24 protein-coding genes and 1 pseudogene are annotated in these 24,750 nt (G+C 67.7%); 14 read left to right on the top strand and 11 right to left on the bottom strand.

Translation table 11 applies throughout. The annotated features are described in order from the left end of the window. The first annotated feature begins 4 nt into the window (after positions 1–4). The 5 genes from A37E_RS25405 to A37E_RS0115320 are packed head-to-tail and all read left to right on the top strand — an operon-like array spanning position 5 to position 4,990. Positions 5–757 (top strand): ABC transporter ATP-binding protein, encoded by a 753-nt coding sequence (locus A37E_RS25405; protein ID WP_051679441.1) that lies wholly within the window; start codon positions 5–7, stop codon positions 755–757. Beyond that, the gene (locus tag A37E_RS0115335; protein WP_197022993.1) at positions 754–1,770 is read left to right on the top strand and encodes a PhnD/SsuA/transferrin family substrate-binding protein; all 1,017 of its coding nucleotides are present in this window, start codon (positions 754–756) and stop codon (positions 1,768–1,770) included. The genes A37E_RS25405 and A37E_RS0115335 overlap by 4 nt, the downstream gene beginning before the upstream one ends. Before the next feature lie 24 nt (positions 1,771–1,794). Then, positions 1,795–2,814, top strand: coding sequence for a hypothetical protein (locus tag A37E_RS27210; RefSeq protein ID WP_029557408.1), 1,020 nt, complete (start codon positions 1,795–1,797; stop codon positions 2,812–2,814). Between the two features lie 17 nt (positions 2,815–2,831). Then, positions 2,832–4,226 (top strand): MmgE/PrpD family protein, encoded by a 1,395-nt coding sequence (locus tag A37E_RS27205; RefSeq protein ID WP_051679077.1) that lies wholly within the window; start codon positions 2,832–2,834, stop codon positions 4,224–4,226. Positions 4,227–4,264: 38 nt separating this feature from the next. Beyond that, positions 4,265–4,990 carry an SDR family oxidoreductase gene (locus A37E_RS0115320; protein ID WP_051679076.1) on the top strand — a complete coding sequence of 242 codons (726 nt, stop codon included), beginning with the start codon at positions 4,265–4,267 and terminating at the stop codon, positions 4,988–4,990. Between the two features lie 52 nt (positions 4,991–5,042). Here A37E_RS0115320 and A37E_RS0115315 read toward each other — a convergent pair whose 3' ends face one another. Next, a complete protein-coding gene (locus A37E_RS0115315) occupies positions 5,043–6,680 on the bottom strand; it encodes a rhodanese-like domain-containing protein (protein ID WP_051679074.1) in 1,638 nt (545 codons plus the stop codon). A gap of 133 nt (positions 6,681–6,813) precedes the next feature. On the opposite strand from A37E_RS0115315, the gene A37E_RS0115310 reads away from it, so the two are divergent. From A37E_RS0115310 to A37E_RS0115285, 7 genes and pseudogenes are all read left to right on the top strand, one after another. Continuing rightward, entirely contained in the window at positions 6,814–8,490 is a 1,677-nt protein-coding gene (locus A37E_RS0115310; RefSeq protein ID WP_051679072.1) for an LLM class flavin-dependent oxidoreductase, read from the top strand. Beyond that, entirely contained in the window at positions 8,412–8,786 is a 375-nt protein-coding gene (locus A37E_RS27200) for an ABC transporter ATP-binding protein (RefSeq protein ID WP_197022992.1), read from the top strand. Before A37E_RS0115310 ends, A37E_RS27200 begins: the two co-directional genes overlap by 79 nt. Positions 8,787–8,810: 24 nt before the next feature. Continuing rightward, positions 8,811–9,242: a MerC domain-containing protein gene (locus A37E_RS0115300; RefSeq protein ID WP_051679069.1), complete on the top strand. Its 432-nt coding sequence runs from the start codon at positions 8,811–8,813 to the stop codon at positions 9,240–9,242. Positions 9,243–9,533: 291 nt separating this feature from the next. Then, positions 9,534–9,767 (top strand): annotated as a pseudogene (locus A37E_RS27635) (transposase); the annotation flags it as partial. A gap of 24 nt (positions 9,768–9,791) precedes the next feature. Next, positions 9,792–10,325 carry an IS30 family transposase gene (locus A37E_RS27630; RefSeq protein WP_348550898.1) on the top strand — a complete coding sequence of 178 codons (534 nt, stop codon included), beginning with the start codon at positions 9,792–9,794 and terminating at the stop codon, positions 10,323–10,325. A 24-nt stretch (positions 10,326–10,349) separates the two neighbouring features. Next, entirely contained in the window at positions 10,350–10,559 is a 210-nt protein-coding gene (locus A37E_RS27625; protein ID WP_280938443.1) for an integrase core domain-containing protein, read from the top strand. Positions 10,560–10,804: 245 nt separating this feature from the next. Further along, positions 10,805–11,716, top strand: a complete 912-nt coding sequence (locus A37E_RS0115285) for a LysR family transcriptional regulator (protein ID WP_029557402.1) — start codon at positions 10,805–10,807, stop codon at positions 11,714–11,716. Between the two features lie 85 nt (positions 11,717–11,801). Here the strand turns inward: A37E_RS0115285 and A37E_RS0115280 are convergent, their stop codons facing one another. The 5 genes from A37E_RS0115280 to A37E_RS0115260 all read right to left on the bottom strand — a co-directional run bounded on the left by A37E_RS0115280 (position 11,802) and on the right by A37E_RS0115260 (position 16,819). Then, complete coding sequence (locus A37E_RS0115280) at positions 11,802–12,626, bottom strand: hypothetical protein (protein WP_029557401.1); 825 nt, start codon at positions 12,624–12,626, stop codon at positions 11,802–11,804. Between the two features lie 236 nt (positions 12,627–12,862). Then, positions 12,863–13,663 carry a CoA ester lyase gene (locus tag A37E_RS0115275; protein ID WP_197022991.1) on the bottom strand — a complete coding sequence of 267 codons (801 nt, stop codon included), beginning with the start codon at positions 13,661–13,663 and terminating at the stop codon, positions 12,863–12,865. Then, entirely contained in the window at positions 13,657–14,508 is an 852-nt protein-coding gene (locus A37E_RS0115270) for a MaoC family dehydratase N-terminal domain-containing protein (RefSeq protein WP_029557399.1), read from the bottom strand. The genes A37E_RS0115275 and A37E_RS0115270 overlap by 7 nt, the downstream gene beginning before the upstream one ends. Beyond that, positions 14,505–15,644, bottom strand: a complete 1,140-nt coding sequence (locus A37E_RS0115265) for a CaiB/BaiF CoA-transferase family protein (RefSeq protein WP_245279342.1) — start codon at positions 15,642–15,644, stop codon at positions 14,505–14,507. The genes A37E_RS0115270 and A37E_RS0115265 overlap by 4 nt, the downstream gene beginning before the upstream one ends. An 11-nt stretch (positions 15,645–15,655) precedes the next feature. Then, a complete protein-coding gene (locus tag A37E_RS0115260) occupies positions 15,656–16,819 on the bottom strand; it encodes an acyl-CoA dehydrogenase family protein (RefSeq protein ID WP_029557397.1) in 1,164 nt (387 codons plus the stop codon). 167 nt (positions 16,820–16,986) lie between these two features. On the opposite strand from A37E_RS0115260, the gene A37E_RS0115255 reads away from it, so the two are divergent. Next, on the top strand, positions 16,987–18,351 hold the full coding sequence (locus A37E_RS0115255; RefSeq protein WP_197022990.1) for an MmgE/PrpD family protein: 1,365 nt from the start codon (positions 16,987–16,989) through the stop codon (positions 18,349–18,351). A 40-nt stretch (positions 18,352–18,391) separates the two neighbouring features. Here the strand turns inward: A37E_RS0115255 and A37E_RS0115250 are convergent, their stop codons facing one another. The 3 genes from A37E_RS0115250 to A37E_RS0115240 are packed head-to-tail and all read right to left on the bottom strand — an operon-like array spanning position 18,392 to position 21,359. Beyond that, positions 18,392–19,816, bottom strand: a complete 1,425-nt coding sequence (locus A37E_RS0115250) for an MmgE/PrpD family protein (protein ID WP_051679066.1) — start codon at positions 19,814–19,816, stop codon at positions 18,392–18,394. An 11-nt stretch (positions 19,817–19,827) separates the two neighbouring features. Beyond that, positions 19,828–20,490 (bottom strand): isochorismatase family cysteine hydrolase, encoded by a 663-nt coding sequence (locus A37E_RS0115245; RefSeq protein ID WP_051679065.1) that lies wholly within the window; start codon positions 20,488–20,490, stop codon positions 19,828–19,830. Continuing rightward, a complete protein-coding gene (locus A37E_RS0115240) occupies positions 20,487–21,359 on the bottom strand; it encodes a polysaccharide deacetylase family protein (protein ID WP_029557393.1) in 873 nt (290 codons plus the stop codon). The genes A37E_RS0115245 and A37E_RS0115240 overlap by 4 nt, the downstream gene beginning before the upstream one ends. A gap of 273 nt (positions 21,360–21,632) precedes the next feature. On the opposite strand from A37E_RS0115240, the gene A37E_RS26955 reads away from it, so the two are divergent. Then, positions 21,633–22,556, top strand: a complete 924-nt coding sequence (locus A37E_RS26955) for a LysR family transcriptional regulator (protein WP_029557392.1) — start codon at positions 21,633–21,635, stop codon at positions 22,554–22,556. A gap of 79 nt (positions 22,557–22,635) precedes the next feature. On the opposite strand, the gene A37E_RS0115230 is transcribed toward A37E_RS26955, so the two are convergent. Both A37E_RS0115230 and A37E_RS0115225 read right to left on the bottom strand, forming a co-directional pair. After that, positions 22,636–23,319: a DUF2848 domain-containing protein gene (locus A37E_RS0115230; protein ID WP_029557391.1), complete on the bottom strand. Its 684-nt coding sequence runs from the start codon at positions 23,317–23,319 to the stop codon at positions 22,636–22,638. Positions 23,320–23,325: 6 nt separating this feature from the next. Next, positions 23,326–24,561 carry an MFS transporter gene (locus A37E_RS0115225; protein WP_197022989.1) on the bottom strand — a complete coding sequence of 412 codons (1,236 nt, stop codon included), beginning with the start codon at positions 24,559–24,561 and terminating at the stop codon, positions 23,326–23,328. Between the last annotated feature and the right edge of the window lie 189 nt (positions 24,562–24,750).

Genomic DNA, 24,750 nt, shown 5'->3' with positions numbered 1-24,750 from the left:
GCCGGTGGCCGTGCGCCTCGAAGGCGTGCGCCGGGTGTTCGGCTCCCGCGCGGTGCTGGACGGCATCGACCTCGAGGTCCGACGCGGCGAGTTCGTCTCCTTGCTCGGTCCCTCCGGCACCGGCAAGACGACGCTCCTGCGCATCCTCGCCGGGCTCGACCGGGCCGATGGCGGGCGCGTGGAAGTCGCCTCCGCCCGCTCCGTTGTATTCCAGGAGCCGCGGCTCGTGCCGGCCAAGCGCGTCTGGCAGAACGTGGTGCTCGGCCATGTGCAGAACCGCGTCACCCGCAGCCTCGCCGCCGCCGCGCTGCAGGAGGTGGGCCTGGGCCGTCACGTGGACGTGTGGCCCAAGACGCTGTCCGGCGGTGAGGCGCAGCGGGTGGCGCTCGCCCGCGCTCTGGCCGGTGAGCCCAACCTGCTGCTGCTGGACGAGCCCTTCGCCGCGCTCGATGCGCTCACCCGCATCCGCATGCATGATCTCGTCGCCCAGCTCTGGCGGCGCCACCTGCCGGCGGTGGTGCTCGTGACCCACGACGTGGACGAAGCCATCCTCATGTCCGACCGGGTGATCGTCCTGTCCGGCGGCGGCATCCGCTTCGATGCCCGCTCGCCGCTGGAGCGTCCCCGCAAGCGCGGCGATGCCGGCTTTGCCGCGCTGCGCGCCCGACTCCTCGCCGAGCTGGGCGTCGCCTCCCCCGAGGCCGGCGGCCACGCCTGTGCCCTTCCCCAGTTTCAGAGTTGGAGCCATTCCCAGTGACCTCTTCCCTGCGTCCCACCCGCCGCCATCTGTTTGCCGCCGGCGCCGCCTTCGCCGCCTTCCTTGCCGCCTCCGCCGCGTCCGCCGAGGAGCGCGTGAAGCTGCTGATCGGCTACCAGGACCTCACCGTGCCCTCCACCGTCACCGCTTCGAAGGTACTCGAGGGCGCGCCCTATGACGTGGAATGGGTGATCCTGCCCGGCCCGGCGGCGCAGCTCTCGGCGCTCTATTCCAAGAACATCGATGTGGGCCACATGGGCGACACCTCGCTCATCATCGAGCAGGGCAAGGCCAAGGACGAGTGGGTGGAGGGCAATCCTCCGCTGCAGATCATCGCCGGCTGGCGCGCCAATGATGGCAAGTATCCGCCCATCGTCACAGTGGTGCGCACGGATGCGAAGATCGACACGCTGGCTGACCTGCGCGGCAAGAAGTGGTCGTACAATTTCGGCGGCTTCAACTATCTGCAATACGTGCTCACCGGCCTAAAGGCCGGGCTCACGCCGAAGGATTACGAGGCGGTGCAGCTCGGCGATCAGAACGCCAGCGCCGCCGCCTTCAATTCCGGCCGGGTGGACGCCTTTTCCGGCTCCATCGCGCCCGTGGGTGAATCCATCGAAAAGGGCACGGCCCGCGTCCTCATCACCAGCGACGAGCTGGAGATCCCCGCCCTCAACGTCTTCACCGCCCGCGGCGACGTGCTGAAGGATCCGGCCAAGCGCGCCGCCTTGGCCGATTTCCTTGCCCGCGTGCGCACCCACTGGACCTGGTATGCCGACCATCTCGACGAGGTGCAGAAGCTCTACGAGGAGAAGGTGAAGCAGACCCCAGCGCGGGCGAAGCTCACCACCCTCTACCAAAAGGCCACCTTCCAGCCCCTCGACGACAAGCTGGTCGCCCGCGAGCAGAAGATCGCCGACATCCTCACCGAAGCCGGCGGCATCCCCAAGAAGATCAACGTGAACGTTGAGTTCTACCGCGGCTTCAATTCCTCCACCGTCGGCGGAAACTGAGCGGCGCGGAACGGGAGACGACACATGGCAGCCTCTCCTCCGCCCGCCGTCAGCCGGCTCTCGCGGCGAACCCTTCTGGCCGCCACCGGCGCGCTCCTCCTCCCCGGCCTTGGTGCCGGTCGGGCGGGGGCGGCGGATGCCAGCCTCAAGGTCGGCTATCAGGACTCGACCCTGCCCGAGCTTGCCCAGGCGTCGGGGGTGTTCGAGGGGGCGCCCTACAAGGTGGAATGGGTGGTGCTGCCCGGCCCCGCCGCGCAGCTTACCGCCGCCTATTCGAAGGCCATCGACCTCGCCCACCTCGGCGACACCTCGCTCATCATCGAGCAGGGCAAGTCCGCCGATGGCTGGGCGGGTGGCCCGCCGCTTCAGATCATCGCCGGCTGGCGCAATCTCGATGCGCGCTATCCGCGCATCGTCACCGCCGTGCGCAGCCGCACCGGTGCGAAGACGGCGGCCGAGCTGAAGGGCCTCAAATGGGGCTTCAATTTCGGCGGCCTCAATTACGTGCAGTATCTCCTCGCCCGCCGGGCGGGCGGCCTCACCACCGCCGACGTCGACCCCATCCAGTTCGGCGACGGCAATGCCGCCGCCACCGCCTTCAATGCCGACAATGTGGACGTCTATTCCGGCCTCGGCGCGCTGGTGGGCGAGGCGGTGGAGAAGGGACAGGCGCGCATCGTTCTCACCAGCGACGACCTCGACATTCCCGCGCTCGGCGTGTTCGCCGCCCGCACGGACGCCATCGCCGATCCCGGCGGCCGCGCCGTGCTGCTAGATTTCGTCGGCCGGCTGGCACGCTATTTCGCCTGGTATGCCGACAATCTCGACACGGCCGAGCGCATCTATATCGACAGGGTGAAGCAGAGCCCGGCGCGCGCCCGCTATTACGTGGAGTTCGGCAAGGCGCGGCTGCGCCCCATCGATGCCGAACTGATCCGCCGCGAGCAGAAGATCGCCGATGCGCTGCTGGAGGCCGGCGCCATTCCCCGCGCCATCGATGTCTCGCCCGAGTTCAACACCACCTTCAACGCCGCCGTGAACTGAACGGCGCCGGAGGGACCATGAACGTCTCCGTCAGCCCGAAGGGGGCCGCGGTGCGCGCCGACGTCACCGCCGCCGTGGTGGAGGCGACCCAGCGCATCCGCTTCGACGACATCCCCGCGCGCACCATCGCCACCGCCAAGCGCGTGCTGCTCGATACGCTGGCGGTCGCCTGGGCGGCGGCGGATGCGGCCGGCGTCAATGCGGCGCGGGCGCTCGCGCTGCGCGGCGCGCCGGGCCATGCCAGCCTGTGGGGCGAGGGTGAGACGCGGCGGGAGCCCTCCGCCGCCGCCTTCTACAACGGCACGCTCGCGGCGGCGCTCGATTTCGACAGCCTCGCCGGATTCGTCCATGCGGACATCATCGTGGCGCCCGCCGCGCTCGCCGTCGCAGAGCAGCAGCGGCGCAACGGGCGCGAGCTTCTCGCCGCCCTCACCCTTGGCAACGAACTGGTGGTGCGGCTGGCGGCGGCGACGCGCACCAACCGGGGCTTCTTCCACACCTCCATCGCCGGCGTGTTCGGCGCCGCGCTCGGCGCCGCGCTCGCCGCCGCCCGCCTGCGCGGGCTGGATGCCGACCGCACCCACAATGCCCTCGGCATCGCCTTGTGCCACGCAGGCGGGACCCAGCAGAGCCACGTGGAGCAGCGCCTCACCAAGCGCCTGCAATCGGCCTTCGCCGCGCGCGACGGCATCATTTCCGCCGATCTCGCCGCCCTCGGCACCACCGGCCCGCGCGCCGCTTTCGAGGGGCCGTTCGGCCTGTTCGCCTTGTTTGAGGAGGGGCGGCCGGAAGAGGTGCTGGATGGCCTCGGCCGGCGCTTCCTCGCGGAAGAGACCGCGCTCAAGCGCTTTCCCGCCTGCGGCTGCAGCCATGCGGCGCTCGCCGCGGCACTGGAGATCGTCGCCCACCACGGCATTGCCGGCGCGGATGTGGCGCGGGGCGAGATCGTGCTCACGCCCTACATGGCGCGCCTCGTCGGCGGCGCCTTCGCGCCCGAGGCCAATCCGCAGGTGACGGGCCAGTTCAACGTGCGCTACGGCGTCGCCGCTGTCCTCGCGCGCGGCGGCTTCGGCCTTGCCGACATCGAGCCGGCGGCGGTGCTCGACCCCGCTATCCGGCCGCTGGTGGAGCGCCTGTCCGTGCGGGTGGACGAGAGCCGCACCGGCACCTTCGCTCCGGCGGACGTCACCATCGAGACCCACGACGGCCGCCGCCTCTCCCATCGCGTGGAAGCCGTGCCCGGCAGCCCCGAGGCGCCGCGGGGCGAGGACGAGATCAACGCCAAGCTGGTTGCCGCGTTCGGCTACGGCCGCAACGCGCTGCCGGCCGCACGCATCGAGGCGTTGGTGCAGCGCATCCACCGCCTGGAGGGGGTGGATGATAGTTCCACCCTCTTCGACCAGGTGCTGTGAGTGGCGACCCTTTTCAAGTCACTTCGCACGAGGCCTCCATGGCGCATGATTTCAAGGACCGGGTCATCTGGATCACCGGCGCGGGCGGCGCCCTCGGCCGGGCCAGTGCCGAGACACTGGCCGCGCAGGGCGCGACCGTCATCGCCTCCGGCCGGCGGGCGGAGACGCTGCCTTCCGGCGATCGCATCATCCCGCTGGCCGTGGACATCACCGATGCCGCCGCCGTCGAGGCCGCCGGGGCCGAAATCGCCAGGCGTTTCGGCCGGCTGGACGGGGTGGTGACCTCCACCAACCTGCCCGTCTTCGGCGACTTCCTGAAACTCGACGACGCCGACTGGCTGAAGGTGATCGACGCCAAGTTGCTGGGCACCGTGCGCGTGGTGCGCGCGGCGCTGCCGCATCTCATCGCCTCCGGCAAGGGCAGCGTGGTGGTGCTGAGCGGGCGCGGGGGCATCGAGCCCTCGCCGCAGCATCTGCCAGGCTCCAGCGTGAATGCGGCGCTGATCCTGCTGGTGCGGGGCCTCGGCACGGTCTACGGGCCACAGGGCGTGCGGGTGAATGCCGTGTCGCCCGGCCCCATCAAGTCGCCCCGGCTCGACGCGCTGAACGCCGCCGGCAAGGGGGCGCCGCCCGACACTGCCCTTCCCGGTCCGGGCCTTCCCACCGACGTCGCCGACGCGGTGGCGTTCCTGCTGTCCGACGAGGCGCGCTACATCACCGGCTCGAACCTGTTCGTGGACGGCGGCGGGCGCGCCCTTGCCTGATCCCCTTGCAAAGCAGAAGGCCGCCGGATCGTGATCCGGCGGCCTTCTAGCGTCAGGGATAGACCTTGAACGCGATGGTGTCGTCGCGCTCGATCTGGTGGATCAGGTCGATCTCCCAGTCCAGATACCTGCGGAAGGCGGCATGGCGGTCGCCGGCCTCCTGATAGGGCGAGCGCCAGACGTCATCGGCGGCATGGAGCAGAGCCCTCTCGCCGGTCTCCAGCGGGAGACCGATGGCCTTCCAGGCCGCCGTTCCGCCTTCCAGCACCGAGACCTGCCGTCCGGACCCTGCCAGCTCCGCCGCCGCCAGCGCCGCGAGCTTGCCATCCGCCGAGGTGAGCACAAGCGGGCGTGGCGGCAGCGTGTCCAGACCCTCCGGCAGGCGGGCGCGGACGGCGAAGCGGGCGCCGGGAATGTGACCGGCCGCATAGGCCAGACTCGTGTCGAGATCGAGCACCACCACCGCGTCCTTGGCAATGAGCCGCTCGAGCCCCGCCACCTGCGTCACCGCGACCGTGGGTGCGCGGCCGAGCAGCACCTGCGGCTCCGGCCCCTGTTCCAGCCGATCCGCCGCATCGAGGCCGAGCACATAAACATCGCCGACCCCGAGTTGAATCAGCCAGGAGGCGGTGATGGCGGCGCGCACGCCGTCGGCGTCGTCCACCAGCACGATGCGGGCGTTGCGGGTGCCGACCCAGCGGTCGGTGGCCTGCACCAGCTGGCCGCCTTCCGCCCAGAGCGATCCCGGCAGGTGGCCAGCCTCGTATTCGGCGCGGGTGCGCACATCCAGCACATAGAGGGTGCGCGCATCGCGCTCCGCCTCGAAGCGGGCAAGGCCCTCGCGGTCCAGCGTGCGGATGCCGAATCGCCGGGTGAGGCGGGCGACGCTGGCGCGCGCCTTCTCCAGCTCGGCGGGACCTGGGGCGGGCACTTCGGCGCGGTCGCCATGGGCGAGGTCGTAGCCCTCGAACAGCCAGGCCATGGTGCCGTTCTCCAGCGCCACCACGGTGTTGGGAATGCCGGCATTGATGAGCGCCTGCGCGCCGATGATGGAGCGGGTGCGGCCCGCGCAGTTCACCACCACCAGCGTCTCATCGGAGGGCACGAGCCCATGGACGCGGAACGGCAACTCCGCGTTGGGCACCGCATGGGCTCCGGGAATGTGGAAATTCTCGAACTCCTGGAAGGTGCGTCCGTCGAGGATCACGATGTCCTCGCCACGATCGAGCCGCTCCTTGACCTCGCGGGCCGGCAGGCGGGGCGTGCCATAGGCGTGCTCCACGAATTCGCCGAACGCCTTGGAGAGCACGTTGGAGCCGGTATAGGCGATGCCGCCCGCCCGCTCCCAGGCAGAGACGCCACCATCCAGCACGGACACGTCGGAATAGCCGAGTTCGGACAGCCGGCGGGCCGCGCGGGTGGCAAGGTCGCCGGCGCCGCCGTCCGTCACCACCACCGGGGCGCCGAAGCGCGGCAGGAGGGCGGCGGCGCGCAGCTCGATCTGGCTCAAAGGCAGTGGAACGGACTGGAGGATGTGGCCGTCGCGGGAGCGCACGCCCTCCTCGCGGGCATCCACCAGCGCGACTTCTCCGCCGCCAGCCAGACGGTTTCGCAGGTCCTCGACGGTGATGAGTTGGTAGTGCTCCGCCGGTGCGGCGGGCGGGATCTGGAGCGCGGCGGTCGCGGTCATGGGCGGTCTCCGGGAAGGGGTGGGCAGCCATCCTCCCTGTCTTTCTCCATAAATTCAATTGAATTTATTGACTAACATAAGAGGTGTTGATTTTCTGCGCTCACGCCGCCCGAACGGAACCGGAAACCGACCCATGACGCAGACGCCCGCCCCGGACAGCACCGGCCCCGCCGCCGGTTCAAAGAAGGAAATCCGCGTCAACGCCTTCGCCATGGCGACGCCGGTGCATCACTCGCCCGGCCTGTGGCGGCATCCGGAAGACCGCTCGCTCGACTACACGACGCTCGGCTACTGGACCGACCTTGCCCGCACGCTGGAGGACGGCGGCTTCGACGCGCTGTTCGTCGCCGACAGCATGGCCTCCAACGATGTCTATGGCGGCTCCTACCATGCGGCGCTGAAGGTGGGCGCACAGATCCCCAAGCTGGACCCCATCGTGGCGGTGTCGGCCATGGCCCGGGTGACGCGGCATCTCGGCTTCGGCATCACCAGCAATGCGCTCTACGAGCCGCCCTACCCCTTCGCCCGCCGCATGTCGACGCTGGACCACCTCACCAAGGGGCGCATCGGCTGGAACATCGTCACCGGCCACACCAGCTCAGGCTCCCGCGCCGTGGGCGAGAAGGCGCTGACGCCCCACGACGCGCGCTATGACATCGCCGACGAATATCTCGATGCCGTCTACGCCCTTTGGGAAGGCAGTTGGGATGACGACGCGGCGGTGCGCGACCGAGCGAACCGCGTTTTCGCCGACCCGGCGAAGGTGCGCCCCATCGTCCATCGCGGCCAGCATTTCCAGGTGGAGGGGATCCACCTCTCCGAGCCGTCTCCCCAGCGCACGCCGGTGCTGTTCCAGGCCGGCGCTTCCACCCGCGGCCGGGCCTTTGCCGCACGCCACGCCGAATGCATCTTCGTGAGCGGGCCGACGCCAAATGTCATCGCCCCGGTGGTGGCCGACACCCGCGCCCGTGCCGCGGCGCTGGGGCGCGACCCGAAGGAAATCCTGTTCTTCTCCATGGCCACCACCATCGTCGGCGCCACCGAAGAGGAGGCGCGGGAGAAGCTGGAGAGCTACCGCCGCTTCCTCAATCCTGAGGCCGCGCTGATCCTGTTCTCGGGCTGGACCGGCATCGACTTCTCCAAGCACGACCTCGACGCCCCCATCCGCTTCGACGACCGCTCGCAGGGCCTCGTCTCGGCGCTCGAAGCCTTCTCCATCGCCGATCCCAACCGGGTGTGGACGGTGCGGGAACTGGCCGAGCACAACGCCATCGGCGGGCGAGGCCCGGTCTTCATCGGCTCGGCCGCCCAGGTGGCGGACCAGATCGAGGCCTGGGTGGAGGCCACCGACGTGGACGGCCTCAATCTCAGCTACGCGGTGACGCCCGGCGGCTATGCGGATTTCGGCGCGCTGGTGGTGCCCGAGCTGCGCCGGCGCGGCCGCTGCTGCGCCTCATCGCCGGGCTTGAGCGGCCGGATGCCGGCAGCATCCTTATCGGCGGTGCGGCGGTGTCGGGGCCGGGCCTTGATCGCGGCGTGGTGTTCCAGGACTATTCGCTCTTTCCCTGGCTCACAGCAGGCGAGAACCTCGTCTTCGCCCTGGAGCAGGCCTTCCCGGACCGCCGCCGGCGGGACCACGTGGAGGACGCACGCGCGCAGCTCGGCCGCGTCCACCTGGAAGGCGCCTTCGACAAGCTGCCCTCGCAATTGTCCGGCGGCATGCGCCAGCGCGTGGCCATCGCCCGCGCCTTCGCCACCGATCCGCCCCTGCTGCTCATGGACGAGCCGTTCGGCGCGCTGGACGCGGTGACGCGGGCGCATCTGCAGGAACATCTCCTCGCCCTGTGGCAGACCCCGTCGGGGGCGGCGAAGACGGTGTTCTTTGTCACCCACGATGTGGACGAGGCGATCCTGCTCGCGAGCACTGTGGTGGTCCTCGGCGCCAATCCCGGACGGATCCGCGGCGTGCTCGATATCGACGTGGCGCGCCCCCGCTCGCGTCAGTCCATCCAGTCGAGCCCGCGCTACCTCGCACTGCGAGCCGCCATGGTCGATCTTCTCTACGAGAGAAGCGACGATGCGGGCGATGCCGGCACCCCTCAATAGCCCCTAATCCGACGAGACACGGACATGACGGACACGCCCCAGACCAATTCCTCGCCGCTTTCGGTGCTGACCGCATGGCTGCGTCGGCCGTGGGTGGACATCGCCGCCACCTCGGTATCTCTGCTGTGCCTGCTACATTGCATCGTCCCGCCTTTGCTCATCCTCCTGTTTCCGCTTCTCGCTTATGAGATCGAGCTGCCGGAATACATTCACGTCGTGCTGCTGGCGGCGGCCATCCCCCTCAGCCTCATCGCCCTGCGACAGGGCCTGAAGGATCATGGCAAGGTATTGCTCGTGGTGCTCGGCGTGCTCGGCCAAGGTATTGTGGCCTTCGGTGTCCTGAGCGAATCCGTGCCAGTGCTCGAAACCGGCCTGACCGTCATCGGCGTGAGCATTGTCGCGCTGGTACACCTGCTGAACTGGCATATCCGCCGCCGCAAGAACGCACTAAACTGATGGGTTGGATTCCCCCTCCGGCCAGCGTCGTAGATGTCTGCGCAGCGCTTTCGCGGCGCTTGCATGGGAGGAGCACATGCCGATGTTCATGTCCTCGCGATCGACCTGGCCAAGCGGAGCTTCCAGGTCTGCGGCACGGATCGGGGCGGGGCGGTTCTGTTCAACCGGACGGTGTCCTGCGCCAAACTGATCCAGCTATTGACTGCGCAATCGCCCTGCATCGTGGCGATGATCCTCCCCCGTTTTGGTGGACACCCATGTTAGCTTTTATGAGCTTCACAGGAGTGTTCGATGGGCGCACGGCGTCGGGTGTTTCCAGGGGCGTTCAAGCGGGAGGCGGTTGAGCGGGTGGCCTCCAGCGGCCTTTTCACCTCACAGGTGGCGCAGGAACTGGGGCCGCACGAGACGGTGCTGCGCCGGTGGGTGAGAGACCTCGCCCCCCAGGCGACGGAGCCGGCGCGGCACCCGATCCCGCAGGCGGCGGCCCCGTCGCCGGTAGACCTGGCTGCCGAGAACGCCCGGCTCAGGCGGGAGAACGAACGCCTACGGATGGAGCGCGACATCTCGAAAAAAGGCCTTGCTCATCTTCGGAGCAGCCTCCCGATGAAGTTCGGGTTCGACGATGAGCATCGCGCTGTGTGGCCGGTCCGTGTGATGTGCGCGGCCTTGGGGCTCTCCGCCAGCGGCCATTGTGCTTGGCGTGCCCGTCCGGAGAGCTTGCGCGCACAGGCTAACCGGGCGCTCACCGATGACATCCGGCTGATCCACGCGGAGAGCAGCGGGACCTATGGTGCCCCCCGGATCCATGCAGTGCTGCGAGGGCATGGTCGGCGCGTGGGCCGTTCCCGGATCGAGCGGCTGATGCGCCGCGCCGGCACCCAGATCTACTTCTGCGATCCTCAGAGTCCGTGGCAGCATGGCACCAATGAGAACACGAATGGATTGCTGCGCCAGTACTTTCCAAAGGGTACGGATCTGAGCGCACACAGTGCAGAAACGATCGCCGCCGTTCCGGCAACCCTCAACGCAAGGCCCCAAAAAGCCCTCGGCTGGAAGAGCCCAGCCGAAGCACTTGACCAGTGATTAGAATAGGATGGAACACAACTGTTGCGTCGACCGATTGAATCCGCCCAATATGCTGCCGAGGCCTACCGCGGGGCGCTTGCTACCGCGAGCATCACCCCATCCATGAGCCGCAGGGGCGATTGCTGGGACAATGCCCCCATGGAGAGCTTCTTCCACACGCTGAAAACCGAGCGGGTCCATCATCGACTCTATGCCACGAACGCCGAGGCAAGACGGGACCTGCTCGGATAGATTGAGGGCTTCTACAATTCCCGCCGCCTGCACTCCGCGCTCGGCTACATCAGCCCGGCCCAGATGGAACGCAGAGCGGCATAACCCCGTCCACTTTTTCGGGGGAAGATCACCCGCGAATTCCTCGCTGACGGCTGGCGGGTGCGGCGCTGTGCGGCAAGGTTAAGCGGGCGCGCCGCGGCCGAGCCTCATATCAATGACTGACGGGCGGCCACCGGACGCCTTCTTTCGGAGCGACTGACACAATGGACCGACTAACTGCTCTGAAAGTGTTCAAAACAGCTGCTCAGCTGGAGAGTTTCGCCGAAGCAGGCCGGCGCCTAGGCCTGTCGCCCGCTGCGATCAGCAAGAACATCTCCGAGCTGGAAGACCATCTTAAAGCGCGCCTGTTCAACCGCACGACCCGGCGCCTCAGCCTGACCGAGGCCGGCACCGCATACTTTGACCGCATCTCGCCGCTTCTGGATGGTCTGGAAGAAGCCGATGAGATGGTTGGCGCGTTGAACACCTCGCCGACAGGTGTTCTGCGTGTGACCGCGCCCCAATCTCTCACGCTCCATTGTCTTGGCCGGCTACCCGCTCGGTTGTTGCAGACCTATCCTGGGTTATCGATGCGGCTCGACCTGGACGATGGCAAGACCAACATCGTTGAAGAGGGCCACGACCTTGCCATACGCGGCAGCAGCCAGCTTGAGGACTCCAGTCTGATGGCGCGAAAGCTGATGGACCTGCCGCATGTCGTCTGCGCGGCTCCGACCTATCTCGAAGCCTGTGGGGCGCCCGGCCGGCCGGAAGATCTAAGGCGACACGAGTGTCTCACCTATGTGTTGTCGGATCATGCGGCGGAATGGCGTTTCAGTAGGGCCGGAGAAAGTATCGGCGTGGCCGTGCCCGGTCGCTTCTTCACGAATTCCAGCCTGGCGGTTCGGGACGCAGCCCTCGGAGGGCTCGGCATCGCCCTCCTGCCACGCCTTTATGTCGACAGGGATCTAAAAGAAGACCGTCTGCGGATCGTCCTCGACGATTGGATGCTCCCCGCTGCATCCGTTTATGCAATTTATCCGTCACGACACCACATTGCGCCCAAGCTTCGGGCGATCCTCGATGTCGTAGCGGAAGAATTGGCGGCGCGCACCGAGGACAAAACCTTTTTCTGAGTTTTGTGCGGCGCGTTAGCGTGGCGGAGCGCCCAGACACGCACGCGCCCTTGAGATGATCGGCGCGTGCGTGCTTCTGATGCGGCTAACGGGTGCCGTTCTTCGCGCGCTCAAGGAGCTTCGGAGGCGCGGCTTCGAAGTCGATCCACGGATTGTCGCCCAAGCACCCCGAGGCACGTGAGCTCACATCCTCATAGCGCATGACGAATTGCTCGGGGCCGTGGGCGTAGGCGACCACGAGACCATGCTTCGCGTCGAAGTAGCCACCGTGCGGCACCAGCCCCGGGTAGCTGATCCGCCACCCCTTGTCGGCTTCGGCGACCGCGCTGAACCGAACCTTCGCCACGCTCCCGTCTTCGAGAACGAAGAACCAGGTGTAGGGCCCGCCCGAGATGATCGTCATAACCTCGTCGATACCCTGACCGGCATCCGTGCGATTCACGTGCAAGCGTCCGAACTTTTTCATCAGGAACGCCACGGTGTCGGGGCCCAGAGCCTTCATGTCGTAGATCTTCGGATAGGGCGGCACCCCTTCCTCCGACGTGGTGAGAGATCCCCCGTCCTTCACCGCTGACTGCCGTCCCGCCTGATCGATCTCCCGGAGAAGAGCCTGGCGGTCGAGCGCGAAAATGGACAGCAGACGCCCCTGCTCCTGCGCATCGAGGCTCCGCATCCTGGATGTCTCGATAAGCGATCGGGCGCTTTCCGGGATCGGCACTTCCGAGACCCGGACACCGACCTTCAAGAGATGCGCGTTAACCGCGTCGAGACCGATGGCATCCGGGCGTCCATCACTGAACGACATGCGAACATATCTCGTCCCCTCGGGCTGCGGCTCGGCTTGCGCTGAAGGCACAAAGACGGTGCCGAGAAGGGCGACGGCCATGAGGCCTTGCTTGAAGAATGTCATATCAAATCCTCGCATGGGCCCCGCTTTCACTGGGGCACGAGATCTGATTTCGGTCTCGGCCGTCGAAATATTAGAGCAAGGCCAATGAAGACACTCTTCACCGGCAGTAGCGATAGGCGGGCTGCCTGTGCGAACGGCGAGCGGCCCCTGGCGGTCCTTCCAGTCGGAGCCCGTGTCGCAAGGCGTCCGCCTGGGCGGGCCGCGGCACAACGTCATGACGACGTGCGGCCCGGCTTCTAGCCGGCGGCACCGCCCCGCCGCGCGAGAATGGCGCGGGCGCGGATGCGGACTGGTTCGTCCACCATCGAGCCATCGACGGAAACGGCGCCAGCGCCGCTTGCCAGAACCCGCTCCGCCCAGGCGATCTCCGTCGCATCCGGCGCAAAGCCGGTGCGAATGGGGGCGATCTGCCGTGGATGGATGGCGAGCTTGCCGCCGAGCCCCAGCGTGCGGGCGCGGCGCGCGTCGTCCGCAGCCGCCGCAGCATCGTCGAGAGCGGTCGTGACCCCGTCGATCGGCGCCGGCAAGCCGGAGAGACGGGATGCCAGCACCAGTTCTGAACGGGCCGCGAGCAAGGCCTCGGGCACATGGGCGCAACCGAGATCCGCGCAATAGTCCACCGAGCCGAAGGCCAGCCGCGCCACCGCCGGATGGGCGGCGAGCGCGCGTGCGACGGCAAGCCCGCGCGCTGTTTCCATCAAGGCCACCACCGGCACCGGACCCACAGCGTCGGCCACGCGGCTCACGACGTTGAAATCCTCCGCCTTGGGCAGCAGGACGGCGGCCGGCTGGAGCCGCGCCACGGCGGCGAGGTCCGCCGCATGCCACGCGGTTCCGGCCGCATTCACGCGCACCAGAACCGGCAGGTCGGTGAAGGCGCAATTCATCGCGGCCCGCGCCGCCTCCTTCGCCTCGGCCGGCACAGCGTCCTCCAGATCGAGGATCACCGCATCGGGGTGCGCGGCGGCGGCCTTCGCGAAGCGCTCGGGCCGATGCGCCGGCACGAAGAGGGGGACGATGATGTCGGCGATCACCACGCGGCCTCCGCGCTCATGGCGACGGGGCCGCCGGGCCGGGCGGTCCAGAGGCTGAGCCCTTCGGCCGTTTCCTCCGCATGGAGCATCAGCGGCGCATCGTCGAACACGGGGGAGTGGCCCCGGAACGTGAAGCGCGCCGGCGGCGTGCCGTGGATGTCGGTCGCGAACCGCAAGAGCCAGGTGGCCTGGAGCGGACCATGGACCACGAGGCCGGGATAGCCCTCCACCTGCGTCACATAGGGATGGTCGTAGTGGATGCGGTGCCCGTTGAAGGTCAGAGCGGAATAGCGGAACAGCATCGGCGCGGAGGTGTCGGCCGGCCGGCGATGTCGTCCCTCGGGCGCGGGCGCAATCCCCGGAGCGGACGTCGCCGTGCGGCCGGCCGCGCGGTAGACGATGTCCTGCACTTCGCTGATCACCAGGCGTTCCCCCGACCAGATCTCGTGCCCGACGGCCACGAAGCAGAGGGAGCCGCTGCGGCCATGCTTCACCTGCACGTCCGTGACCGTGGAGACGCGGCGCACCTCGTCCTCCACCGCGATGTCGCCGGTGAACGCGAGGCTCCCGCCCGCCCACATGCGGCGGGGCAGCGGCACTGGCGGCAGGAACCCGCCGCGGGCCGGGTGCCCATCCGACCCCAGCGCACGGGTCTGCACCGCCGGCAGGGCGAGACACCAGTGCAGCATGCGAGGGGCCGCCGCGCCTACCGCCACGTCGCCGGGGTCGTCGTCGAAGGTGGCGCGGAAGCGGCGCACGAGATCCGCCGTGGCGCGCTCCGAGGCCTCCTCGCGCCGGCCGATCCACCGGCGCAGATCATCAATGTCGAGGGTCGCCGCATCCGTCATCGCGCCTTCTCCTCTTCAGGCGTGTGGGCACCAATGGCCGGCACCGGCCCATAGCTGCGCGGCGCGTCCACAAAGATCGGCCCCGGCGCGGGCAGGCGGACCGGACCGGCCGGCGTCTCCACGCAGATCCGGCGCAGGTGCGGATGGGCCGAGAGCCCGGCCATGTCGTTGATGAAGGCGAAGGCGACGCCGGCCGCCTCCACCCGTTGCGCCGCAAGGGCCGCATCGAGCGCGGCGAAGGCGTCCGCGACGGCGGCGTCGGTCTGCGTGCGGTTCTCGCAGCGGGCGATGTTGGTGGCGAAGCGCGGGTCCTGCGCGAACTCGGGCCTTTCGAGCACATGCCGCGCGAATGCCACCCATTCGCGGTCGCTTTGCACGGAGATCAGGATCTGCGACCCGTCGCGCGTATCGAACACCCCATAGGGGGCGATGGAAGGATGGGCGAGGCCCATACGGCGCGGCGGCTTTCCGCCCTCGTGCTGCAGCAGGGGGACGGTGAGCCATTCGGCCGTCACGTCGAACATGGAGACGCGGATGTCCGCCCCCTGGCCCGTTGCAGCGCGGGAGATGAGGGCTTCGAGAATGGCGGCATGGGCGCTCGCGCCCGTGGCGATGTCCACCACCGAGAAGCCGACGCGGGCCGGTGCCTCCTGTCCCCCGGTGAGCGAGGCGAGCCCGCTTTCGGCCTGGACCAGAAGGTCATAGGCCTTGCGGTCCGCCAGCGGGCCCTCGTCGCCATAGCCGGAGATGGAGCAGATGATGAGGCGCGGGTGGGCGGCCCTGAGTTTTTCCCGACCGAGGCCGAGGCGCTCCAGCGCGCCGGGCTTCAGATTCTGCACCAGCACGTCGGCACCGGCGATGAGCGCCTCCGTTTCCGCCCGGCCCTCCGGCGAGGCGAGGTCGATGGCGAAGCTCTCCTTGCCCCGGTTGAGCCAGACGAAATAGCTCGACTGGCCATTGGCCACGTCGTCATAGCCGCGGGCGAAGTCTCCCTCCGGGCGCTCGACCTTGATGACCCGGGCGCCGGCATCGGCGAGGCGGGCGGTGCAGAAGGGGGCGGCCACCGCCTGCTCGATGGCGACAACCACGAGGCCGGCCAGCGGCAACGGCGCCGGACGATGAGGAACCTGTTCCAATTTCGGCCTCGTCAGAACGAGCGCGGCAGGCCGAGCACATGCTCGGCAACATAGCTCAGGATGAGGTTGGTGGAGATGGGCGCGACCTGGTAGAGGCGCGTCTCGCGGAACTTGCGCTCGATGTCGTATTCGCAGGCGAAGCCGAAGCCGCCGTGGAACTGGAGGCAGGCGTTGGCCGCTTCCCATGAGGCCTTGGCGGCGAGATACTTCGCCATGTTGGCCTGGGTTCCGCAGGGCTGGTGGGCGTCATAGAGCCGGCAGGCCTCGAAGCGCATGAGATTGGCCGCCTCCACCTCGATGAAGGCCTCCGCGATGGGGAATTGCACGCCCTGGTTCTGGCCGATGGGGCGGCCGAACACGACCCGCTCGTTCGCGTAGGCAGTCACCTTGTCGACGAACCAGTAGCCGTCGCCGATGCATTCGGCGGCGATCAACGTGCGCTCGGCATTGAGGCCGGTGAGGATGTATTTGAAGCCTTGGCCTTCCTCGCCGATGAGATTTTCTTCCGGAATCTCCAGACTGTCGAAGAACAGCTCATTTGTCTCGTGGTTCACCATGTTGAGGATGGGTTGGACCGTCATCCCCTTGGTCATAGCCTCCTTGATATCCACGATGAAGATGGAGAGGCCTTCAGACTTCTTCTTCACCTGGTCGAGGGGGGTGGTGCGGGCGAGCAGGATCATCAGGTCGGAATGCTGGACGCGGGAGATCCAGACCTTCTGGCCGTTGATGATGTAGCGGTCACCCTTCTTCACTGCCGTGGTCTTGATCCGTGTGGTGTCGGTGCCGGTGGTGGGCTCGGTGACGCCCATGGACTGGAGGCGTAATTCGCCGGCTGCGATCTTCGGCAGGTAGCGGTTGCGCTGTTCTTCCGAGCCGTGCCGTACCAGCGTGTTCATGTTGTACATCTGGCCGTGGCAGGCGCCGGAATTGCCGCCCGCGCGGTTGATCTCCTCCATGATCACGGACGCCTCCGTGAGGCCGAGGCCGGAGCCGCCGTACTCCTCGGGGATCAGCGCCGCCATCCAGCCGGCCCTGGTCAAGGCATCGACGAAGGCTTCCGGATAGGCCCGCGCCTCGTCCACCTTGCGGTGGTACTCGGCTGGGAAATCGGCGCACAAGGCACGCACCGCGTCCCGGATCTCCTGATACTGGCCGCTGCCAACGGTCTGCATTGTCCCTCTTTCCTCCCTCGGCCTCACCCTTTGAAACCACAGGAGCCGGCCTGCGGTCGATCGGCAAGGGGCCGACGACCTAAACCCGATATAAGCGGCAGGCATAAGCGGCGGACGGGCGCTTCATGTATCGCTGGCCGGGCGGCCGCAGCCCGCGGGGAAAAAGCATGGACGCGATACGACACTTCTCAAACCACGTCTTGGATGTCCGCCTCAAGGACCTGCCTGACATCGTCGTCACGAGTGCCAAAACGTTCGTGCTCGACAGCATCGGCGTCGGCATCGCCGGGAGCACCGGCCAGTGGGCGCCGGAACTGGCGGCGTGCGCCCCCGCCTGGGGAACCGGCGAGGACGCCCGCGTCTTCGGGCGCGCCGGCCGCTACCCGGACGCGCTGGCGGCTCTCATGAACGCCTACCAGATCCACAATTGCGAGTTCGACTGCCTGCACGAAAAAGCGGTGGTCCATGCCATGACGGCCGTGCTGCCGGCGGCGCTCGCAACGGCCGAGCGCTTGGGCGGGGTGGCGGGTCCGCAATTGCTGGAGGCCGTGATCGCCGGCGTCGATATCGCCTGCGCCATCGGCCTCGGCGGGACGCGCCCTATGAAGTTCTTCCGCCCGGGTGTCGCAGGCGGCTTCGGCGCCACGGCGGCTGCCGGCAAGCTCCTCGACTTTGATGCCGCGACGCTGCAGAACGCTTTCGGGACCACATTTGCCCAGTCGTGCGGATCCATGCAGGCGCATGAGGAAGGCACCATGCTTCTGGCCCTGCAGGTCGGCTTCAATACGAGGAATGCGTTGCACGCCTGCGCGCTGGCGGCCAAGGGTCTGCGGGCGCCCCAAGAGGTGCTGGAAGGTCGCTTCGGCTATTACGCTTTGTTCGAGGACGGCAGCGACCTCGGCCCCGTAGTGGAGAGCTTCGGCAAGGTCTGGCGCATCGCCGAACTGGCGCAGAAGCCCTTCCCCAGCGGCCGCGCCACCCACGGCGCCCTCGAAGCCATCGCCGGCCTCATGGCGCGCCATGCCTTCGGCGCCGATGACGTCGAAACCGTGCTCATCCGCCTGACGCCGGTGGCGCGCACACTCGTCGGCCGGCCGCCACGGGACGACATGGCGGCCAATTACGCCCGTCTGTGCATGGCCTATTGCGCCGCGCGGATGCTGGGCGGCGGCCGTCTCGACATGGAGGACTTCACCGCGCAGGTGCTGGCGGACGGAAAGAGCCGGCATCTGGCGTCGCGCGTTAAGATCGAGGCGCTCGATACCGCCAGCACTGACGCCTTTGCACCGGCCGAGGTGGAAATCGCGCTGAAGGATGGTCGCACGCTATCGCAGACGGTCGCGCACATCCTCGGCCACCCGCTGAACCCGCTGCCGCGCGAGGCGCACCTGGAGAAGTTCCGGCGCAATTGCCGCTTGAGTGCGACGCCGCTTTCGTCCGTTGCGGCGGAGCAGATGATCGCGGCGGTGGATGAGCTTGAAAGGGTTCCCGACGTCGGGATTCTCATGGACCTCGCGGCCGCGTCCTCCTGAAAGCCCGGGGGCGGTCGCCAAGGCGCCGCCCCCGCCGTCGTCAGACGGTCCGCGCTTCTTCACGCGAGGCACCGGCTTCCCGTGCGATATCCAGCAGGATGCTCACGTCGGGCAGGTCCTCCAGGTGCCATACGGCATCGAGCAGGCGGCGTCCGGCGCCGTCCGGGAGAACACCATCGGTGCAGTCCCGGAACTTGTCCTCCAGCTCGCCATCGCTAAGCGGATAGGCAGGCCCGCCGCGATAGCGATGGTCCGACATGCGGGAAATCAACGCGCCAGATTTCGTCACGACCTCGATCCGCGAGAGGATGCGATCATGGCCCATGGCGTCGATCTCGGGATCGAACTGTGCGCGCACGCGCCGCTGCATGGCCTGCACCTCGGGCGAGCGCACGAAGGCATCGGTGAACTCCGCCTTTCCAGCCGTGCCCCGCAGGATGATGGCCGACAGCAGGAAGGCCATGGAAAATTTGCCTTCCAGCTCCGAGGTCGCGATCTCGTAGCGGATCGGATGGAGGATGTTGTTGGCGGCGAACAGCGTCACGCTTTCGATGTCGTCGGGCGTGAGGCCGTGCTCGGCCATCAGCGCTTTCATGGCGTCCATGGAGGGATGGGTGAGCACGCCACTGGGGTAAGGCTTGATGCTGATGCCCGGCGAGACCATCGAGAAGGGCTTGCCGAAGCGTCCCATCACCAGTTTCGGCTCCCCGCCTCGGCCGGCCACCGCGAGGTAGCCCCACTTCGTATCGAGCGCCTCCGTGTTGAACGCAAAGCCCTCACGCACGAGCAGCGCTGCTGTGACGCCGTTTTCGGCGGAGCGGCCCACGTGCATCGGCTTGCCCATCGTGCCGAAATTTGCCCGGATGCCCGCCGCCATGGACGCAGCGCCACCGATCGCCTGGGCCGTCGCGACCGCATCAAACTTCAGGAGCTTCGAGGCCGCCACCGCCGAGCCGAACGTGCCGATGGTGCCGCTTGTGTGGAAGCCGAGGTTGTAGTGGTCCGGGTTGATCGCCTCGGCCACCTTGCACTCCACCTCCACGCCACCGGCGAAGGCGGTGATGAAGTCCCGCCCACTGACCGGCCCGGCGATTTCCGAAACGGCCAGCGCGGCCGCGAGCGGCGGCACGGTGGGATGGGTCAGAAGGCCATAGGGGCGGCCGGGACCTTCGGCGAGCTGCGTGTCATCCCAGTCCATGGCATGGCCGGCGAGGCCATTCCAGAACGCTGCCTGAGGCGCCGAAAGGCGCAGGTCCGCCCCGACGACGCGCGCCGCCGGGGGACCGGCGTGACGTTCCAGGTAGCGGCGGGCCACATGCAGCGTCTCATGGGTGGTGCCGGCCAGCATCACGCCGAGGCCATCGACGATGCAGCGCCGGGCGATCCGCACGGCGTCCGGCGGCAGGTCCGCATAAGAGAGGTCGGCGGCGAAGGCCGATGCGTCCGCGGTGAGGGTTTCCTTCATGGCATTTCCTTTCAACGGCCGGACGAGTCGTCCCATGACCGTGCGAGATCGGTGGCTGTGGCCACGATTCCAAAACGGGCCTCGACATTGCGCAGCGTGGCGTGGTGGAGGTCCATGTCCCAGGAGGCGCAGGCATCGCCCACGGCGCTCACGTAGTAGCCGTGCTCGAACGCATCCCTGAGGGTGCTTTCCACGCACACGTTGGTGGACACGCCGCACACCGCCACCGAGGCGATGCCGCGCCCGCGCAACACCATGTCGAGATCGGTGCCCTTGAACGCGCTGTAGCGATGCTTGTGGATCACCACCTCGCCGGCGGCGGGCGACAGCTCCGGCACGAAATCCGCCCCCCGGGTTTCCGCGATGGCGATCCGGTCCGAAGCGTAAGTGGACCTTCGGCGCTGGGCGAGCCACGGCCCGGAGTCCGAGAGATGGCCGGGCAGCGTCCAGAAGCCCACATGGCAGACGAGAACGCCCGCCCTGCGCGCCGCCGCACGCAGCTCCGCAATCACCGGAACGATGGCCTGCGCCGCTCCGAGCGGCCGACCGGCGGCACTTGCCGCGAATCCGTCCACGCAGAAATCCTTCTGCATGTCGATGATGACGAGCGCCGTGTGGGGCGGTGCGAAGCGCTCGGTAAAGGATGCAAGGATGAGAGGCTCAGCTGCCGTCATGAGCGCACCTGTGTCGAGAACCAGTCGGCGATTGCGGATCCCGACATGAAGCAGACGTCCGGATTCCCCGCGAGCAGATCGACGATCCGCTCCAGGTAGACGAAGCGATGGGGCACGCCGATGAGGTGAGGATGCAGTCCGATGCCGAGCACCCGCGGCGCATGGCGGCCTGCCTCACGTGTGAGGCATTCGAGCGTCAGGCTGACACGCGAGAACATCTCCTCGGAGCGGTGCCGCTCCACCGCGTAGATCACGCTGTCGTTGAGCTCCAGCGTGTAGGGCATGGCGATGAGTTCACCGGCCCGCGTCGCCATAAGGGATGGCAGGTCGTCCACCCCCCAGTCGCAGACATAATCGAGGCCCATCTCCGCAAGGATGTCAGGCGTTTCCGCACTCTCGCGCAGCCCCGGGCTGAGCCAGCCGCGCACCTTGCGGCCGCTTACTGCCTCAAGCCGGGCCAGCGACCCGCCCACCACGTCGCGCTCGTGCTCGACACTCTGGAGGCTGGCCTGGTGGATGCCGTGGCCGATGAGTTCCCAGCCGGCCTCGAGCACGGCCTCGACACAGGCCGGATATGCATCGGCGACACTGGCATTGAGGCTAGCGGAGGCGGCGATGCCGTGCGCCCGGAACAGGCGGAGGATGCGCGACATGCCGGCACGAAGGCCGTATTCGGCCCAGCAGAAGTTCGGCACATCCGGCAATTGCTCCACCCCGTGCGGAGGCGTGAGGATTTTGCGCGGCATGGCTTTGTCGAAGGGCCAGTATTCGATATTCACCACGAAATGAACGATGATCGGCCTGCCGTTCGGCGCCGTCAGGCGCGGACGTTGGTGGGCCATCACGTAAGGGATGCGCGGGTTCGCCATGAGACCCGCTTCGGTTCGATACATCAGATCTTCCTTCGGGGAGAAGCGCTGGCGGTGAACAGCAATTTGCGTTGGCCGACGCTTCGGCTGAGGTCGCGGGAACGCGCGTCACGGTCCTTGAAAAGGCGTATCGGCCGCGACCACAGCCCGATAGAAGGATTGGCATTCAACCAGTTATACGTTTTCTTGAAGGGTGCCCGGCGCAGGGCATGGCCTAAGCGGGACGCAGCAGCGCCCCGTCCCGAACGAGCGCCTTGGGGGAGACGGTGGGCAATGGAACTGCGGCAGCTGCGGTATTTCGTGACGCTTGCGGAGATCGGCAGCGTCTCCCGCGCCGCCGTGCTGCTGGGGGTTGCGCAACCGGCCATCAGCCGGCAAATTCGGTTGCTGGAGGATGAGTTCGGTGTCGCCCTGTTCTACCGCACCGGACGCGGCATGGAGCTGACCGAAGCGGGGCACTTACTTGCCGCCCGCGCCCCCACCATCCTCACCGATTTGCAGCAGCTGGAGAACGATGTGCGCGACCTGCGCGGCGTCGCCGACGGACAGGTGACGCTGGGCGTGCCGCCAACCGAGAGCTACTTCCTCGTCACCCCGCTGGTCCAGCGCCTGCGCCGCAGCCACCCGGGCATCTCTCTCAAGGTGCTTGAAGCCTTCAGCGGCCATGTGAACGAATGGCTCTCCGCCGGGCGCATCGACGTGGCGCTGTTCTACCGGGCGCCGCGCACCACGCATCTGGAAGCGGACGAGCTCGTCACGGAGCGGCTCTATTTCGTCGGGGCGCGCGGATCGCTCGGTGACGGACCCGCGCTCGGGCTGGCGGACGTGGTGGATCGCGACTTCATCCTGCCGAGCCGCGCCCACGGCCTGCGCCTGCTGGTGGACGGGGTCGCGCAGGCCAAGGGCCTGACGCTGACAGTGCCGCTGGAGATCGATGCCCTCCTCACCCTGAAGGGACTGACGGAGGCAGGGGTCGGCATCACGATCCTTCCCCATCACGCCGTCGCGCGGGATGTCGAGGAGGGCAAGCTCGATGCGCGGCCGGTGGCCGATGTGGAACTGTCGCGCACGCTTCTCTTGGCGACCTCCACCCAGCACCCCCTCTCGCTCTCCTCGCGGGTCGTGGTGCGGGAAATCCAGGCGCTGGTGCGCGACCTTGTATCCAGCCGGCGCTGGGTCGGGGCCATGGTGGAGTGAAGGTCCCAAAACGATATTGGCCGACCTCGCGAAGAGGTCGGCCAATACAAGGTGAGCACCGAAGCCGGTGCGCCCGCACCTAGAAGGGGACGTTTTCGAGCATCTCCGTCCAATAGGCGTGGCTGAGCCGGCGATCGAGAACGGGATCGACGAGCTCCACCTCGAAGCGCGCGGAAGACCTTATGCCCCCGAGCGCCGGCGGCGTGCCGCACATGAACAGTCCATTCTGCGGCAGCGGCGCGACCGCCTCGGCCAGCCTGGCCAGAAGAATGTGCGGATGGAGCATCTCCGCGAGGCTGTCCTCCTGATAGACGACGCGCCGGCCGCCCTCCTCGATGAAGCTGCGCACCACCAGACGGTCCCAATGGTCCGCGACCTCTTCCAGCGGCCACAGCCCCGCGCCGATGGGCTTCTGGCAGAGCTGCTTGGACAACGGGATGTCGATGGTTTCCGCGCTGCGGTCCGTATGGTCCGAGCCGACGCCGAGCCAGATACCATCGGGCAGGGCCAGGAGCACCGGCTCCACCTCGCCGGAGGTATGCGGGCCGATCACCTGGATCGTGTCGGCCCGCGTCGCGAGATTGGCCGTCAGCTGGAAGAACACGGGTGCCCTGTTGGGGCGACGCACGCCGATGGCCTCCAATTCTTCCAAATGCCGTTTCACCGAATCCGGGGTGCCCGTCAGCCCGCCGAGCACCAGCGCACGCGGCGTCACGCGCACGTCTTCCTCGCCCGTCCGGCGGGTCTTCCTGAAGTCGAGCATGACCGGTCAGTCCTTCAGGGGACGGCTGGCGGTTTCCCGTGCCGCGAGCACCGAGACGATGGTGATGGCCAGCGTCGCCCAGATGTAGGCTTTCAGAGGCAGCGTGCCGGGGAACTCGCGGTAAAGCGTCGTGAAGACGAGGGGAGCCAGGCCGCCGCCTACCGCACCGGCCAGCGTGTAGGCGAGCGAGCAGCCGGTATAACGCACGCGGGTGACAAACTGCTCCGCCACGAAGGACGCCTGCGGGCCGTACATGGCCGAGTGGATCACCAGCGCGACGGAGATCGCGATGATGATGAGGAGCGGATCGCGGGTCTCGAACAGCACGAACAGAACGTTGATCCACAGCGCCGACGCGATGGCCCCCGCCACATAGACCGGCCGCCGGCCGATGCGGTCGGACAGCGCCGAGAAGGCGAGACAGCCAAAGCCGTTGGCGGCGACGCCGATCATCACCGCGCTGATCGCCACCGTGCGGTTCACGCCCAGCGACTGGGTCAGGTAGGTGAGGGAAAAGGCGATCATGAAGCCGAAGACCACGTCAGAACCGATGCGCGATCCCGCCGCCACCAGAAGGTTGCGCAAATGGCCGGTGAGCACCTCGGTGATGGGGGCCGCGGAGGTTTCACCGTCCTTCGACATCTGTTCGAACGCGCCGGTTTCTGGGACGCCGCGCCGGAGCCAGATGCCGAACGCGACCACGAAGAAGCTGAGCAGGAAGGGCACGCGCCAGCCCCAGTCCACAAAGCGTTCGTCGGAAACGAAAGCCGTGAACAGGGTCAACATGGCCGTTCCGGAGAAGATGCCGACCATGGCGCCGACCTGCGCCCAGGATGCCTGGAAGCCACGGTGGCGGATGCTCGCCTGCTCGGCGGTCAGCAGCACGGCGCCGGCCCATTCGCCGCCAAGTGCGACACCCTGAATGAAGCGCAGCGCGACCAGCAGCAGCGAGGCGCCGACGCCAAGCGTCGCATAGGTGGGCAGGAGGCCGATGGCAAAGGTGCAGGCCCCCATCAGCACCAAAGTGAGCATCAGCACGTCACGGCGGCCAAGCTTGTCGCCGAGTCGGCCGAAGATGAAGCCTCCGATGGGACGCGAGAGATAGCCGACCGCATATGTGGAGAAGGCGAGAATGGTCCCCGCGATGGGGTCGAACTGCGGGAAGAACAGCTGGTTGAAGATCAGCGCCGCCATGGTGTTATAGAGCGTGAACTCGAACCATTCGAGCGCCGTCCCGACCATGCTCGCGGCTGCGAGGCGAGAACTCCATTGCGATGGCCCTGCCGCCGCTGCACTTCTTCCTTTATCGACGTCCGATATCGTGGTCATGGATGCTCGTCCCCTGGATATTGCTCCCACCTCGGCTGACCGGATCGGCGCGATGCGCGGTGCTTTCGGGAGGCTCGGGCCGGGTCGGAGTCCGCTGGAAAC

It is taken from the genome of Xanthobacter sp. 91 (assembly GCF_000702385.1).
Taxonomy (GTDB): domain Bacteria; phylum Pseudomonadota; class Alphaproteobacteria; order Rhizobiales; family Xanthobacteraceae; genus Xanthobacter; species Xanthobacter aminoxidans.
Note: the sequence above shows the minus strand (reverse complement) of the source record. Positions and strands in the feature narration are given on the sequence as shown.

Bases quoted from the DNA above. Each gene is read 5' to 3' on its own strand.
- A37E_RS0115260 (WP_029557397.1), bottom strand. From the start codon at position 16,819: ATGCAGACCGTTGGCAGCGGCCAGTATCAGGAGATCCGGGACGCGGTG.
- A37E_RS0115255 (WP_197022990.1), top strand. From the start codon at position 16,987: ATGGACGCGATACGACACTTCTCAAACCACGTCTTGGATGTCCGCCTC.
- A37E_RS0115225 (WP_197022989.1), bottom strand. From the start codon at position 24,561: ATGGTCGGGACGGCGCTCGAATGGTTCGAGTTCACGCTCTATAACACC.
- A37E_RS27630 (WP_348550898.1), top strand. From the start codon at position 9,792: ATGGAGCGCGACATCTCGAAAAAAGGCCTTGCTCATCTTCGGAGCAGC.
- A37E_RS0115230 (WP_029557391.1), bottom strand. From the start codon at position 23,319: ATGCTCGACTTCAGGAAGACCCGCCGGACGGGCGAGGAAGACGTGCGC.
- A37E_RS0115320 (WP_051679076.1), top strand. From the start codon at position 4,265: ATGGCGCATGATTTCAAGGACCGGGTCATCTGGATCACCGGCGCGGGC.
- A37E_RS0115270 (WP_029557399.1), bottom strand. From the start codon at position 14,508: ATGACGGATGCGGCGACCCTCGACATTGATGATCTGCGCCGGTGGATC.
- A37E_RS0115300 (WP_051679069.1), top strand. From the start codon at position 8,811: ATGACGGACACGCCCCAGACCAATTCCTCGCCGCTTTCGGTGCTGACC.
- A37E_RS0115240 (WP_029557393.1), bottom strand. From the start codon at position 21,359: ATGGCGAACCCGCGCATCCCTTACGTGATGGCCCACCAACGTCCGCGC.
- A37E_RS0115250 (WP_051679066.1), bottom strand. From the start codon at position 19,816: ATGAAGGAAACCCTCACCGCGGACGCATCGGCCTTCGCCGCCGACCTC.
- A37E_RS27210 (WP_029557408.1), top strand. From the start codon at position 1,795: ATGGCAGCCTCTCCTCCGCCCGCCGTCAGCCGGCTCTCGCGGCGAACC.
- A37E_RS27205 (WP_051679077.1), top strand. From the start codon at position 2,832: ATGAACGTCTCCGTCAGCCCGAAGGGGGCCGCGGTGCGCGCCGACGTC.
- A37E_RS0115315 (WP_051679074.1), bottom strand. From the start codon at position 6,680: ATGACCGCGACCGCCGCGCTCCAGATCCCGCCCGCCGCACCGGCGGAG.
- A37E_RS0115245 (WP_051679065.1), bottom strand. From the start codon at position 20,490: ATGACGGCAGCTGAGCCTCTCATCCTTGCATCCTTTACCGAGCGCTTC.
- A37E_RS0115280 (WP_029557401.1), bottom strand. From the start codon at position 12,626: ATGACATTCTTCAAGCAAGGCCTCATGGCCGTCGCCCTTCTCGGCACC.
- A37E_RS0115310 (WP_051679072.1), top strand. From the start codon at position 6,814: ATGACGCAGACGCCCGCCCCGGACAGCACCGGCCCCGCCGCCGGTTCA.
- A37E_RS0115285 (WP_029557402.1), top strand. From the start codon at position 10,805: ATGGACCGACTAACTGCTCTGAAAGTGTTCAAAACAGCTGCTCAGCTG.
- A37E_RS26955 (WP_029557392.1), top strand. From the start codon at position 21,633: ATGGAACTGCGGCAGCTGCGGTATTTCGTGACGCTTGCGGAGATCGGC.